The following is a 13986-nucleotide window of genomic DNA, read 5'->3' as shown; positions in this document are numbered from 1 at the left end:
GCGTCACGGCGCGGTCAGGCGCGGCGGCTGCGCCAGAGGAGCCAGACGAAGTACGGCGCTCCGATGAGTGCCGCCACCAGGCCCGCGGGGATCTGCGCGGGGGCGATGACGGTCCGCCCGACGGTGTCCGCCGCGCTGAGCACGACCGCGCCGAGCAGGGCCGCGACGGGGATGACGCGGGCGTGCGACGACCCGACGAGCGCACGGGCCAGGTGCGGCGCGACGAGGCCGATGAACCCGACGACGCCGACGGCCGACACGGCGACAGCCGTGAGCAGCGCGGTGACGACGAGCAGCCCGAGCCGGGTGCGCTCGAGCGGCACGCCGAGCACGCGCGGCACGTCGTCGTCGAGCGCGATGACGTCGAGGTCGCGCCGCCAGCGCACCAGCAGCGGGGTCAGCACGACGAGCGCGATCGCGACGGGCCACACCTGCGCGGCCGTCCGGCCGTACGTCGACCCGGACAGGAACGTGAGCGCCATGGTCGTGTTCCACGGGCTCGTGAGCACCACGAGCAGCGTGATGATCGAGCTCGCAGCCGCGGAGACGCCGATGCCGACGAGCACGAGCCGGTCGGAGCTCAGCCCGCGCCGCGACGACAGGCCGTAGACGAGCGAGAACGTGAGCCCGGCGCCGAGCACCGCGCCGACGGACACGCCCCACACGGACGTCCCGGGCAGCAGGAAGGTCGCGAGCACCGCGCCGACACCCGCGCCGCCGGTGATGCCGAGCAGCCCCGGCTCGGCGAGCGGGTTGCGCGCGACGGCCTGCACCGACGTGCCGGCGAGGCCGAGCGCGGCACCGGCGAGCAGCGCCGCGAGGACGCGCGGCACGCGCTGGTCGAGCACGAACGACACCTGTCGCCCGCTGGTCCCGGCGAGCCAGTTGGCGACGTCACCGGTGAGCAGCAGCCGGTCGCCCAGCAGCAGTCCCGCGACGAGCAGCCCGACGACGAGGACCACGAGCAGCCCGACGACGACGCCGACGCGCGTCCGCGACGCCGCCCGCGCACCGACCGACGCCGTGGCGCGCACGGGCCCCGACGCGCGCAGCCGACGCGCGAGCCACACCATGAGGGACGCCCCGAGCAGCGTCGTGACGACGCCCGTCGGGATCATCACGCCCGCCCGCGCGGGCACCAGCGCCCGGATGAGCACGTCGGCGGCCAGCACGACCGCGCACCCGGCGAGCGCCGCGAACGGCAGCAGCAGCCGGTGCCGGAACAGGCCGGGGACGCGTGACGCGACGAGCCGCGCGATGACCGGCGCAGAGAGGCCGACGAAGCCGACGGGACCGGCGACCGTCACGGCGAGCGCCGCCAGGAGCACCGCGAGCAGCACGGCGACGACGCGCGTCCGCCGGACGTCGAGCCCCAGCACCGACGCGGTGTCGTCGCCGAGCGCGAGGACGTCGAGACGGCGGGACCACACGACGAGCACCACGATCGCGACCAGCACGACGGGGGCCGCCTGCGCCACCTTCTGCGTCCCGGACTGGACGATCGTGCCCTCGCCCCACGCGAACATGCCCTGCGTCTCCTGCTCGAACAGCAGCATGAGCAGGTAGGTGATCGACGAGAGCGCGAGCATCGTCGCCGAGCCCGCGAGCACCAGGCGCGACGGACCGGCGGCACCGCCGCGCGCGATCGCGAGCACGAACGCCGCCGCGGCCAGGCCGCCGACGAACGTGAGCGCGCCGCTCAGCGCGAACGGCAGCGAGATCCCGAGCACGGCCGCCAGGACGACCGTGACGTACGCGCCCGCGTTGACCGCGAGCGTGTCGGGCGACGCCAGCGGGTTGCGCGCCACGGACTGCAGCGCACCGCCCGAGACGCCGAGCGCGGCCCCGACGAGCAGGCCGGCGAGCACCCGCGGGGCCCGCGACGCGATCAGGACCGCGAGGGTCTGGTCGTCGCTCGTGCCCCGCAGCAGGTGCCACAGGTCGAGGGCCCCCACGTCGGAGGTGCCCAGCGTGAGGTCGAGCACCGCGAGCGCCGCCACGAGGACGACGGCCGCGGTGAACACGCCCACCAGCGGCAGCGCTGCGGTGCGGGGCGGCGCGGCCGGGATGGCCGTCGCGCCGCCCCGGCCCGGGCGCGTGCCCGCCGGTGCGTCGACCTGCTCGTCGAGACCGAGGCTCACTTGGTCAGCGCGCCCACCGTCGCGTCGATCCACGCCTCACCGGAGGCGGGACCGCCGAACAGCCAGATGCCGTCGGGCAGGCGGTGCACGTCGCCGGCGACGACGAACGGGAGCTGCTGCCAGATCGGGTTGGTGCCGAGGCCCTCGGTGAACGCGTCGCCGCCCTCGGTGTCGTTGGCGATGTAGAGGAAGTGCACGCCCTCGCCGAGCGCCGTCAGGCCCTCGACGTCCGTGCCGCCGAGGCCGTAGTCGGGGTCGCCCTCGAGCGACCAGGCGTTCTCGAGGCCGAGCAGCTTGCCGATGCCACCGAGGTACGAGCCCTCGGTGTAGGCGCGGATCGAGACGGCTCCGTCGGACAGCCAGCCGTCGGCCATCGCGACCTTCGCGCCGGACAGGCCCGCGTCCTCGAGCTCGGCCTTCGCGTCGGCGACCGCGGCGTCGAACTCCTCGAGGGCCTTCGCCGCCTCGTCCTCGGTGCCCGTGGCCTGGCCGAGGACCTCGATCGTCCGCTCCATGTGGCCGATCGGGTCGGTCGCGTCCGAACCGCGCAGCGCGATGACGGGGACGGTCTCCTCGATCTGCGCGATGACCTCCTCCGGGAGGTCGGTCGTGGTGACGACGAGGTCGGCGTCGAGCGCGGCGATCGCGTCGAGGCTCGGCTCGCCGCGCATGCCCACGTCGGCGACGGACGCGTCGAGCGGCACGACCGTGTCCCACACGTTGTAGCCCGTGACGTCGGCCTGGCCGACGGGCGTGACGCCGAGCGTCAGCAGGTTCTCCGTGAGGCCCCACTCGAGCGAGACGACGTCCGTCGCGGGGGCGTCGAGCGTGACCTCCTCGCCGCGGTCGTCGGTGAGGGTGACCGGGCCGCCGGTCGCCTCGGCCGCACCCGTCTCCGCCGCGGCGGCGGGCTCCTCGGTGGTGCCGCAGGCGGTCAGCAGCAGGGCGGCGACGGTGCCCGTCACGACGGCGGCGGGCAGGGCGCGCAGGGTTCGCATGAGGTTCCTCGGGTGGTGGTGGCGCGCCCCACGGGGGCGGGGCGCGGTGTCAGACGGGTCGTGCGGGTCAGGCAGGCGTGAGGGCGCGGTGCGTGTGCCGGCCGACGGGACGCGTGCGGACGCGGCCGTGGTCGTCGACGGTCACGTCGATGCGGATGCCGTAGGTCTCGGTGAGCGCGTCGGCGGTGAGCACCTCGTGCGGGAGGCCCGCGCCGACGACCTCGCCGCGGCGCAGCAGCACCACGTGGTCGGCGACGGCGGCGGCCTGGTCGAGGTCGTGCAGGACGACGCCGACGGCCACGCCGTGCTCGTCGGCCAGGTCGCGGACCAGGTCGAGGATCTCGACCTGGTAGCGCAGGTCGAGGTAGGTCGTGGGCTCGTCGAGCAGCAGCACGCGCGTGTCCTGCGCGAGGCAGGTCGCGAGCCAGACGCGCTGGAGCTCGCCGCCGGACAGCTCGTCGACGGGACGCGCGGCCATGTCGGTGGTGCCGGTGACGTCCATCGCCCACGCGATCGCGCGGGGGCCGTCGGGGTCGTCCTGGCGCCAGCGGCCGCGGTACGGGTGGCGGCCGTAGCCGACGACGTCGCGGACGCAGACGCCCGAGGGCGTGGGCCGGGACTGCGACAGCAGCGTGACGCGGCGCGCGAAGTGCTGCGCCGACAGCGCGCGGGCGTCCTCGACGTCCGGCAGCGCGATCGTCCCGGCGTCGGGCCGGTGCAGCCGGGCGAGAGCCCGGAGCAGCGTGGACTTGCCGGAGCCGTTGGGGCCGATCAGCGCGGTGACCTCGCCGGGCAGCAGACGGAGGCCCGCGCGCTCGACGACGACCGTGCCGTGGTAGGCCAGGCGCAGGTCGTGGCCGCGCAGCGCGGGGGCACCGGGAGCGCCGAGAACAGCGGCGGGTGCGTCGTCGGACGGAGGCGTCGTGGGCACACGCGCAGGTTAGCCTCAACTAAGTAAGGATTGCCAAACCTCGTCCACCCACCGGGCGACAGCCCGTCCCGTCCGCGTCCGTCGGCTCCGGGCGGTCGTCAGGCGACCGACGTGCCGAACGCCAGCCCCAGCAGGTACGTGACCGCGGCCGCCCCGAACCCGATCGCGAGCTGACGCAGCGCCCGACGCCCCGGCGACGCGCCCGACAGCACCCCGACGGTCGCGCCCGTGCCGAGCAGCGCGAGCCCGACCAGCGCCGCCGCCCACGCGACCGCGACCAGCCCGTCGGCGCCGAACAGGTACGGCAGGACCGGGATCGCGGCACCCGACGCGAAGAAGCAGAAGCTCGCGACCGCCGCGCCCATCGCGGTGCCGATCGTCTCGTGCTCGTCGACCTCGACCACGGCGTCCTCGTCGCCCTCGCCCGCCGCGACCGCGAGCGCGTCGCGCGCCACCGCCGGGAGGCCGGTCACGGCCTCGGTCCGCGAGCCGCCCGGGCCGAACGTCGCGAGGACCTGCGCCGCACGCTCCTGGGCCTCGTCGGCGTCCAGGCCCCGCGCCCGGTAGACGAGCGCGAGCTCGTTCGCGTCCACGTCGAGGTGCGGCAGCGCCTCGGCCGCGTGCCGACCGGGCCGCGACGCCTCCAGGAGCTCGCGCTGCGACCGCACCGACACGTACTCGCCCGCACCCATCGACAGCGCGCCCGCGAGCAGCCCGGCCAGGCCCGTCAGCAGCACCGTGGCCTGCGACGCGCCGCTCGCACCGATGCCGAGCACGAGCGCCAGGTTGCTCACCAGGCCGTCGTTCGCGCCGAACACCGCCGCCCGGAACGTGCCCGACATGCGGTTGCGACCGCGGGTCGCGAGCCCCCGCACGACCTCCTCGTGGATGCGCTCGTCCGCCGCCATGCGCGGGGTCGCGTCGGCCTCGTCCGCGTACTCCGACCGGGCCTCCGCACGCTGCGCGAGCGCCAGGACGAACACCGACCCGAACCGTCGGGCCAGCCACCCCAGCACACGCGTCCGCACGTCGCCTTGGAGCGGGCGGCCCACGTCGTCGCCCAGCAGGTCCAGCCAGTGCTGCTCGTGGCGGCGTTCCGCGTCCGCGAGCGCGAGCAGGATCGCCTTCTCCTCGCCCGTGCGGCGCGCCGCGAGGTCCCGGTAGACCGCCGCCTCGGCCCGCTCGTCGGCGAGATAGCGCCGCCACCTGCGCACCTGGCGCGGAGACGGTCGGTGCGGGGTGGACGGTGCGACGGGGGCCACGGCGACCATGCTCACACGCGTGCGGGTGGAGGTTCGTCCTGAGGGGCGAGTTCGAGTTGCCGAATCGCCGGATGTGCACAACCGTGGCGGAGTCCCCACCACGTCACCCCCGGACGAGGTCGAGCAGGAGGCCCCGCATGCGCGCCGAGACGTCCGTCGCACCCGCGCTGTCCGCGGTCGCGCCGGCGCGCCGGTGGGCACGCGAGCGACTCGTCGAGGCCGGCGTCGAGCCCGCGCGGCTGGAAGTGCTCGTGCTGCTCGTCAGCGAGCTGGTGACCAACGCCGTCGCGCACGCCGACCCGCCCGTGACGCTCCGCGTCGACGTCGACGACGTCCGCACGCGCGTCGAGGTCACCGACGGCGCCCGTGAGGACCCCGTCCTTCGCAACCCGCCGCCCAGCGCCCTCGGCGGTCGCGGCGTGATGTTCGTCGACCGGCTCTCGAGCAGCTGGGGCACGACGCCCGAGGAGGGCGGCGTCGCCGTCAAGGCCGTCTGGTTCGAGCTCCGGCACGACGACGTCCCCGCCGACCTGGCCCGGTTCGCGCCTCAGGCCTGACGCGTCCGCCGTGCGCCTCTGACGCGCGCCCACCGCGCACCCGACGCGCTCGCACCACCGGTCGGACGCGTCGGCACCGCTGACATGACGCGTTCGCACCGCGGACGCGTCCCGCGCAGGCGAGGATGGGCGGCATGCCGGAGACCACCACCGCCCGCGTCGCCGTGTACGTCGACTTCGACAACATCGTCATCTCGCGCTACGACCAGACGTTCCGCCGCGGCGACTGGTACCGCGACAGCGCCCGCGAGCACCGCATGGACGCACGCGCCGACGACCCCGTCGCCCAGCGGCTCGCGCAGGCGCGCGTCGACGTCGGCGCGATCCTCGACTACGCGTCCTCGTTCGGGTCCGTCGTCGTCAGCCGTGCGTACGCCGACTGGTCCGTGCCCGCCAACGCCGCCTACCAGCGCCAGCTCGTCGACCGCGCCGTCGACCTCACGCAGCTCTTCCCGGTGACCGCCGGGCTCAAGAACGGCGCCGACATCCGGCTCGCGGTCGACGTCGTCGAGGACCTGTTCCGGCTGCCCGACGTCACGCACGTCGTCGTCGTGGCCGGCGACTCCGACTACGTCGCGCTCGCGCAGCGCGCCAAGCGGCTCGGGCGGTACGTCGTCGGGATCGGCGTCGCCGGGGCCACGTCCCGCGCGCTCATGGCGGCGTGCGACGAGTTCGCCGACTACGACGACCTGCTCGAGACGTCCGCGGCCGACGAGCCCGAGGACGACGAGCCGGTGGAGGTCGTCGCCGCAGAGCGTCCCGCCTCGACCGGCGGGCGCGGGTCGGGCAAGAAGGCGCGCAACGGGTCCGAGGGCGGCGGTGCACCGGCCGTCGACGACGGCGTCTCCCCGGGGGCGGGTGCGGTGGCTGTACCCGACGCGCGCGCTGCGGCCGACGGCGCCGCCGCGGCCGACGGGACCGACGACGCGGACGCGGAGGCCGCCGACCGACCGCCCGCACGCACCGGCAAGGCCGCCCACCGGGCCGCGACCCAGCTGCTCATGCGCGCGATGCGCCTGGTCCGCACCAAGAAGCCCGACGACGAGTGGGTGTCGTTCGGCGAGCTCAAGAACCAGATGACGCGCATGGACCCGGCGTTCAGCGAGCGCTCGCTCGGGTACCGGTCGTTCGGGGACTTCGTCGCGGACCGCCCGAGCATCGTCGAGTCGGCGCGCTCGGCCGACAACCAGCCGCGCGTCAAGCTCCGCCCCGGCTACTGACTCGGCACGTCCTGCCTGACCGGCGCACTCCCCACCCCGACGCGTCGATCAGGAACCGCCGACGGACGGCATGGCCGTCGGTCAGTCGTCCCACGGTGGGGTCTCGTCGAGCTTCGCGTAGTACTTCGCCAGGTGGCTCTTCACGCGGTCGCGGTCCTTGTCGGGCAGGTCGACGCCGCCGCGCGAGCCCTGCATGACCGCGGCCGCCGCGAACACGCCGCGCGGCACCGCCCTCAGCCGGCCGTCGACCACGTCGGCGATGAGCAGCTTGTACGCGGTGAAGTTGTCCTTCGCGTCGGCGTCGTACCAGACGTGCGCGTCGCGGTACTTCTCGTTGGGCTCGTCCTGCGCGTCGGCCCATGCGCGGACGCGCTTCTCGGCGGCGGTGCCGTCCCACGCGCGGTCGCGGTCGGCGAGCGGGAGGTCCTGGAAGGCGGTCACGGCCACGGTCGGTGCTCCTCTCATCGGTGGTGCGCTTGGCAGATGGGCAGATGGGCAGACGGGCAGACGGGCGCGCAGGACGGCCGTCCGCCGCGGTCAGGCCTTCGACGCGGCGCGCAGCTTCTCGAGCAGCGGCCCGGCGGCCTTCTCGAGGAACTCGGCCTGGTTCTCGTCGCCGATCTGCACGATCGCGACGTCGGTGAACCCGGCCTCCCAGTAGGCCCGGACGGACTCGACGAACGCGTCGAGGTCGGGACCGCACGCGATCTGCTCGGCGACGTCCTCGGGCCGCACGAACTGGCTCGCGGCCTCGAAGGCCTCGGTCGTCGGCAGGTCGGCGTTGACCTTCCACCCGCCCGCGAACCACCGGAACTGCTCGTGCGCACGCTCGACCGCGCGGTCCTTCGACGGGTCCCAGCTGATGGGCACCTGGCCGATCTTGCGGGACAGCGCCGCACCCGACGGGCGGGCCGCGTCCCAGGAGGCGACGAGGTCACCGTCGGGCTCGACGGCGACGAGGTGGTCGGCGAGCGGCGCGAAGCGCTGCACCGACTGGTCGCCCGACACGGCCACGCCGATCTCGACCGCGCTGTCCGGGGTGTCCCACACGCGTGCGGAGTCGACGCGGAAGTACGCACCGTCGTACGTCGTGCGCTCGCCCGTGAGGAGCTCGCGGATGATCTCGACGGCCTCCTCGAGCATGTCGTGCCGCTCGCCGACCGCGGGCCAGCGCTCGCCGACGACGTGCTCGTTGAGGTTCTCCCCCGCGCCCAGGTTGAGCGTGAACCGGCCGTCGGACAGCACCCCGAGCGTCGCGGCCTTCTGCGCCACGACGGCCGGGTGGTACCGCAGGATCGGGCACGTCACGTACGTCATGAGCTCGACACGGCTGGTCGCCTGCGCGACCGCGCCGAGCGTCGACCACGCGTAGCCGGAGTGGCCCTGCGCGTCGAGCCACGGGAAGTAGTGGTCGCTCGACACCTCGAAGTCGAAGCCGACCTCCTCGGCCGCGGCGGCGTACCGCACGAGCTCCTTGGGGCCGGACTGCTCGGTCATGAGCGTGTAGCCGAATCGCGTCATCTCCCGACCGTCGCACCCGTCCCGGCGGCCCGCATCCGGGGCGCGGCCGCCGGGCGGCGCTCAGCGGGCGTCGGCGCGCTCGCGGTCGTCCGCGGGGTCGTCGGCGTCGTCGGCCGGACGGCCGCGCGTCGAGAGCTCCGTCCAGACGGGTCCCGCGACGAACCAGACGACGAGCACGAGCGTCGCGCGCCCGAGCCACCCGAGCAGCACCTCGCGCTGGTCGGGCTCCTGCGCGATGAGCAGCAGCACCCCGAGGACGACCGCGGCGACGACCCACGCGACGACCACGCGGCCCCACATGCGCCACTCGTGCGCGCGTGCCGGCGCACCGGTCTTCGGCACGCGCGGGGGCCGGGGCCCGCCCGCGAAGCGCCACGCGACCCACGCGTCGACCTGGTGGATCGTGTACTTCCCGAACCCCGCGGTGAAGCCCAGGTAGAGGGCGGCAAGACCGTGCGTCCACGTCGGCTCGCTGCCACGCAGCAGGTCCCCGACGGTCGCGACGAGCAGCACGACCTCGAGCACCGGCTCGCACAGCAGCAGGACGGTCGACGTCCGCCGCCACCGCAACCAGTACCGCGCCACGACCGCGGCGACGAGGAACACCCAGAACGCCACCTCGCACGCCACGACCAGCGCGGCGACGGGGTTCTCACGGATCAGGTCCAGCAGCTCGGTCATGCCGTCACCCTCGCGGCGCAGGCCCGTGCGCCGCGTCGGGCGGAGGGCCGATCCTGCGCGGCGGCGTACATCCTTCGGACGACGGCCGTCGTCGGCCGCTGTGCTGGGATGGGTGGGTGACCGGGGCGACGGACGAGGTGCGGGACGCCGCGGGCCCGGCGACACCCGGCGGGCCGGGCGCCGAGCCGCGGGACGCCGTGCGACGCGTCCCGGGCGAGCCCGTCGGCGGCACGGCCGGCGGGGCGCCCCCGTCGACGGTCCCGGCGAGCGCCGGCCGCACCGGCTGGTGGGACCGCGGTGCGCGGCTCCTGCGGGTCGCGCGGGAGCGCGGCTGGTGGGACGACCGGACGGCCGCCGTGGGGACGCTGCTGTTCGGTCTCGTGCTCCTCGGGCTGGGCGTCGCGAGCTCGGCAGCGCCGTGGGTCCCCGACGTGGTCGCCGACCGGGTCGGCCTGTGGCACGTCGTGCTGCTCGTCGTCGCGTCGACCGCCCTCGTCGTCAAGCGTCGGCACCCGGTGGCGGTGCTCCTGGTCACCGCGGCCTGCGCGCTGCTCGACGCCCTGCTCGGCGGCAGCGTCGCGACGCTCGTCGCGCTGTTCGACGCGCTCTACACCGCCGCGCTCCTCACCCGCGAGGCCGTGCGGCGGCGGATCGTGGTGGCCGTCGTCGTCCTCGTCGTCCTGTCGGCCGTCGTCACGCTCGCGCTGGGGGCACCGGCGCGCGAGGCCGTCCTCATGCTCCTGCAGTCGGTCGCGATCTTCGGGACACCGCTGTGGTGGGCGCACGACGTGCGGCGACGCGACGAGCTCGCCGCGCTCGAGTCGGACCGTGCTGCGGCGGAGGGACGTCGGGCGGAGGCGGAGCGGGACCGCGCCGAGGCCGAGGGCCGGCGCGCAGAGGCGGAGCGGCAGCGCGCCGACGCCGAGCAGGCCGCCGCCGAGCTCGCTCGAGCGCACGCCGACGACCTCGCGCACATCGCCGACCTCGACCGCGAGTCCGCCGTCCGCGAGGAGCGGGCCCGCACGGCGCGCGACCTGCACGACGTCGTCGCGGGGCACGTGTCGGCCGTCGCGATCCGCGCCGAGGCCGCGCTCGCCGGACCGCCGGACCCCGACGCCGACCGTGACGCGCTGAGGGCGGTCCGCGCCGGGACGCTCGACGCGCTCGCGGAGCTGCGCGCCATGATCGTCGTCCTGCGGGGCCGCCCCGACGCGGTGACCGCCCCCGCCGGGCTCGACCGCCTCGACGACCTGCTGCGCACGGTCCGTGCCGCCGGGCAGCGGGTCGTGGTCGCCGGCTCCGTGCCCGTCGGGCTCGCCGCCGCGACGGACCACGCCGCGTTCCGCATCGTCCAGGAGGCCCTCACGAACGCCGCCAAGCACGCGCCGCGCACGACGACGCACCTCGTGCTCGACGCCGGCGCCGACGCGCTCGACGTCACCGTCAGCAACGCGACCGACGGCTCGTCCGTCACGCCGCCCCTGCACGGCGGGACCGGGCTGCTCACCATGCGCGAGCGCGCCGAGGCGCTCGGCGGGACGCTCGACGCGGGCGAGCGCGACGGCACGTGGACCGTCCGCGCGCACCTGCCGGCGGTCGTCGGATGAGCGCCGGCGGAGCGCCTTCGCCGCGACGCGCGCCCACCGTGCTGCTCGCCGACGACCACGCCGCGATCCGCGCGGGGCTGCGGCTCCTGCTCGAGCAGGGCGGGATCACGGTCGTCGGCGAGGCCGCCGACGGTGCCGCCGCGATCGCGAACGCCCGCGCGCTGCGCCCCGACGTCGTGCTCATGGACGTCCGCATGCCCGGCGTCGACGGCATCGAGGCGACCCGTGTCATCACGCGCGACGGGCTCGCCGACGTGCTGGCACTCACCACGTTCGACCTCGACGAGTACGTCCTCGGCATGCTCCGTGCGGGCGCCGTCGGGTTCCTGCTGAAGACGACCGGCGCCGCGGCGCTCGTCGACGCCGTGCAGCGCGTCGCCGCGGGCGACGGGGTCCTCGCGCCGGAGGTGACGCGACGGCTGCTCGCGGACCTCGTCGCGGCGGCGCCCGAGCCCGCACCGGACGTGCCCGAGCCGGCGCAGGCCGAGGCGGTCGCGGCGCTCACGGGCCGCGAGCGCGACGTGCTCGCGTGCCTCGGCGCGGGGATGTCCAACGCCGACGTCGCCGCCGCGCTCGTCATCGCCGAGTCGACCGCGAAGACGCACGTCAGCCGCGTGCTCGCGAAGCTCGGGTGCGCGTCGCGCGTGCAGGCGGCGATCGTCGCCGTCGAGGCGGGCGTCGTCCGCGACTAGCGGGCGTCTCGACGAGCCGACCGTCGCGTCGGCCGTCGAGGGGCAGACCTCCGACCAGCGGGCGTCGCCCGCCCGGAGTCGCGAGGTGACCCGGCCGGTCACGCGTCCGCCCACGCCTCCCGGGCCGTGCGGACGGCGCGGCCGGTGCGTGCCGACTCCTCGATCGCGAGGCCGAGCAGGTGGTCCTGGCAGCCGTCGGCGAGCGGGTACGGCGGCGGGCCGTCGCCGCGCACCCACGCGCCGGTGCCGGCGAGCAGGGTCGCCGCGGCGACGTCGTCGTCGGCCAGGCGGGCGCCGTCGAACGGGTTGCGGTACAGGACGCGGCCGTCGAGGCTCACGTGCTCGAGGTCGAACCCGTCGAGGTCCTGCTCCACGCCGGACATGCGGCGCACGAGCGACGACGTCACGACGGTCCGCTCGTCGACCCAGCGCGTGAGGCGGTCGTCGACGAGCTCGCCGTGCGAGCCGCGCACGACGATCCGGTTGGTGCGCAGCGGGTTGTGCCACTGGTTCTCGGTGAAGTCGTACAGCGCGGTGCGCCCGCCGCCGAAGTCGAGCGTCGCGAGGATCGACCAGCGGTCGCGCGGCTCGGTCTCGCCGGTCCAGCCGTCGCGGCTCCTCGGGTCGAGCAGCGGCGCGGTCGTCGAGACGGCGTGCACGTCGACCTCACCGCGTCCGGCGTCGAGCAGCCGCCGGACCAGGCCGACCGCGTGGTAGAGGTGCGTCGACGAGATCTGCACGCTCGTCGGCGTGCCCAGCAGACCCTCGTCGACGAGCGCGATCCGGGCCTGGTGCTGCGGCATCGACGGGCTGTGCTCGGCGACCTGGACCAGGCCGGAGGCGCCCACGTCGGCCCACAGCGCACGCAGGCCGTCGGCGTCGGGCGCGGGCGGCGTCTCCGCCAGCACGGGCACTCCCAGCCCGACGAGCTCGCGCGTCGCCTCGGGCGTGACGGGCCACGGCACGGAGACGACGACGAGCTCGGGCCGGTCCGCGACGAGCTCGGGGATCGTGCGGACCGTCGGCACCTGCCACGCCCGCTCGACCTCGGCACCGCGCTCGGCGGTCCGTGTCACGACCCCCACGCACCGGAACCTGTCCGGCATGAGCCGTGCCGCGCGGAGGAAGAACTCCGCGCGCCAGCCGCTTCCGACGACCCCGAACGTGACCGGTCCACCCTTGCCCATGCGCCCGCCTCTCCGTCGACCCGGACCCGCCCGAGGCTAACCCGGCCCCCACCGCCTCGCCGACCGACCGCCCGCCCGCCCGTCCGACGGCCGCCCGACCGCCCGTCCGCCCGACCGCCGCGACGCACGACCCGGGTCTGAGTACCGCGCGGACGCGATGAGCGGTACCCAGACCCGGGTCGACCGGGTGTCGTCGACGCCGAGCGGTCGGCGCGGCGCCGCGCGTGCCGGGCGTCAGGCGCGGGCGGCGCGGAACGTGTCGAGCAGCGGCACGGTCGGGCGGCCGACGAGCGTGCGCAGGTCGGCGGTCGCGTCGGCCAGGTCGCCGCGCGCGATGCCCTCGTCCATCGTCAGCAGGAACCCGATCGTGCCCGCGTCGAGGCCGGCGCCCTCGAGGATCGCCCGGTGCTCCTCGGGTGACACGGCGCGGTGCTCGACGGGCCGGCCGAGCGCCTCGGCGGCGGCCGCGGCGAGCTCGTCGTGCGTCCACGCGACGTCGCCGCTGAGCTCGTACACGCGCCCGTCGTGCCCGTCGGTGGACAGGACCACGGCGGCGGCCTCGGCGTAGTCGTCGCGCGGTGCGGAGGCGACCCGTCCGCCCGCGGTGCTCGACACGACGACGCCCGTCGCGGCCGCCTGCTCGAGCACGGGCAGGTAGTTCTCCGAGTACCAGTTGTTGCGCAGGACCGTCCACGTGAGGCCGGACGCGCGCAGGACCTCCTCGGTCGCCCGGTGCTCCACGGCGAGGGGCAGCGGCGTCGTGTCGGCGTGCGGGGCGCTCGTGTAGACGACGCGGCCCACGCCGGCGGCGGAGGCGGCCTCGATGGCGCGCGTGTGCTGCGGGACGCGCTGGCCGACCTCGCTGCCGGACACGAGCAGCACGACGTCGGCGCCCTCGAACGCGGCGGTCAGCGTGGCGGGGTCGTCGAAGTCGGCGACGGTCGTGCGCACCCCGCGCGCGGCGAGGTCCGCGAGGCGGTCGACGGACCGGCCCGTCGCGACGACGTCCTGAGCGGGGACGCCGCGGTCGAGCAGGTGGTCGACGACGAGGCGGCCGAGGTGGCCGGTGGCTCCGGTGACGACGATCGACATGGTGGTCCTCTCGGTGGCCCGGCGGGCCGGGCGGCAGTTGTGTCCTCGTCGTCAACCGGGCCGCATCGGCACACCTTCCCGTCGGGAGGTACCCACT

At 75.7% G+C, this 13986-nt stretch carries 13 protein-coding genes; 4 read left to right on the top strand and 9 right to left on the bottom strand.

What is annotated here, in order from left to right:
• Window positions 1–14 precede the first annotated feature (14 nt).
• The 4 genes from KOV94_RS12850 to KOV94_RS12835 all read right to left on the bottom strand — a co-directional run bounded on the left by KOV94_RS12850 (window position 15) and on the right by KOV94_RS12835 (window position 5341).
• Window positions 15–2141: an iron ABC transporter permease gene (locus KOV94_RS12850; RefSeq protein ID WP_124342654.1), complete on the bottom strand. Its 2127-nt coding sequence runs from the start codon at window positions 2139–2141 to the stop codon at window positions 15–17.
• Window positions 2138–3139, bottom strand: coding sequence for an ABC transporter substrate-binding protein (locus KOV94_RS12845; protein WP_124342653.1), 1002 nt, complete (start codon window positions 3137–3139; stop codon window positions 2138–2140). The genes KOV94_RS12850 and KOV94_RS12845 overlap by 4 nt, the downstream gene beginning before the upstream one ends.
• 67 nt (window positions 3140–3206) lie before the next feature.
• On the bottom strand, window positions 3207–4070 hold the full coding sequence (locus KOV94_RS12840; RefSeq protein ID WP_200829688.1) for an ABC transporter ATP-binding protein: 864 nt from the start codon (window positions 4068–4070) through the stop codon (window positions 3207–3209).
• 98 nt (window positions 4071–4168) lie between these two features.
• Window positions 4169–5341 carry a VIT1/CCC1 transporter family protein gene (locus tag KOV94_RS12835; RefSeq protein ID WP_124342652.1) on the bottom strand — a complete coding sequence of 391 codons (1173 nt, stop codon included), beginning with the start codon at window positions 5339–5341 and terminating at the stop codon, window positions 4169–4171.
• Between the two features lie 128 nt (window positions 5342–5469).
• On the opposite strand from KOV94_RS12835, the gene KOV94_RS12830 reads away from it, so the two are divergent.
• A complete protein-coding gene (locus KOV94_RS12830) occupies window positions 5470–5889 on the top strand; it encodes an ATP-binding protein (RefSeq protein ID WP_124342651.1) in 420 nt (139 codons plus the stop codon).
• A 134-nt stretch (window positions 5890–6023) separates the two neighbouring features.
• Window positions 6024–7109 carry an NYN domain-containing protein gene (locus KOV94_RS12825; RefSeq protein ID WP_124342650.1) on the top strand — a complete coding sequence of 362 codons (1086 nt, stop codon included), beginning with the start codon at window positions 6024–6026 and terminating at the stop codon, window positions 7107–7109.
• An 81-nt stretch (window positions 7110–7190) separates the two neighbouring features.
• Here KOV94_RS12825 and KOV94_RS12820 read toward each other — a convergent pair whose 3' ends face one another.
• The 3 genes from KOV94_RS12820 to KOV94_RS12810 all read right to left on the bottom strand — a co-directional run bounded on the left by KOV94_RS12820 (window position 7191) and on the right by KOV94_RS12810 (window position 9311).
• Complete coding sequence (locus KOV94_RS12820; protein ID WP_124342649.1) at window positions 7191–7556, bottom strand: hypothetical protein; 366 nt, start codon at window positions 7554–7556, stop codon at window positions 7191–7193.
• Between the two features lie 90 nt (window positions 7557–7646).
• Complete coding sequence (locus tag KOV94_RS12815) at window positions 7647–8630, bottom strand: TIGR03557 family F420-dependent LLM class oxidoreductase (RefSeq protein WP_218052242.1); 984 nt, start codon at window positions 8628–8630, stop codon at window positions 7647–7649.
• A gap of 60 nt (window positions 8631–8690) precedes the next feature.
• Window positions 8691–9311 carry a hypothetical protein gene (locus KOV94_RS12810; RefSeq protein ID WP_225916608.1) on the bottom strand — a complete coding sequence of 207 codons (621 nt, stop codon included), beginning with the start codon at window positions 9309–9311 and terminating at the stop codon, window positions 8691–8693.
• A 116-nt stretch (window positions 9312–9427) separates the two neighbouring features.
• Here KOV94_RS12810 and KOV94_RS21300 point away from each other — a divergent pair, with 116 nt between their 5' ends.
• Entirely contained in the window at window positions 9428–10918 is a 1491-nt protein-coding gene (locus KOV94_RS21300) for a sensor histidine kinase (protein WP_218052241.1), read from the top strand.
• On the top strand, window positions 10915–11610 hold the full coding sequence (locus KOV94_RS12800; protein ID WP_124344549.1) for a response regulator: 696 nt from the start codon (window positions 10915–10917) through the stop codon (window positions 11608–11610). The genes KOV94_RS21300 and KOV94_RS12800 overlap by 4 nt, the downstream gene beginning before the upstream one ends.
• A gap of 98 nt (window positions 11611–11708) precedes the next feature.
• Here KOV94_RS12800 and KOV94_RS12795 read toward each other — a convergent pair whose 3' ends face one another.
• Both KOV94_RS12795 and KOV94_RS12790 read right to left on the bottom strand, forming a co-directional pair.
• On the bottom strand, window positions 11709–12797 hold the full coding sequence (locus tag KOV94_RS12795; RefSeq protein WP_218052240.1) for a Gfo/Idh/MocA family protein: 1089 nt from the start codon (window positions 12795–12797) through the stop codon (window positions 11709–11711).
• 234 nt (window positions 12798–13031) lie between these two features.
• Window positions 13032–13889: an SDR family oxidoreductase gene (locus KOV94_RS12790; protein ID WP_218052239.1), complete on the bottom strand. Its 858-nt coding sequence runs from the start codon at window positions 13887–13889 to the stop codon at window positions 13032–13034.
• Between the last annotated feature and the right edge of the window lie 97 nt (window positions 13890–13986).

Source organism: Cellulomonas algicola, from assembly GCF_019024305.1.
Taxonomy (GTDB): Bacteria; Actinomycetota; Actinomycetes; order Actinomycetales; family Cellulomonadaceae; genus Cellulomonas; species Cellulomonas algicola.
This window is presented reverse-complemented; position numbering and strand designations above follow the sequence as displayed.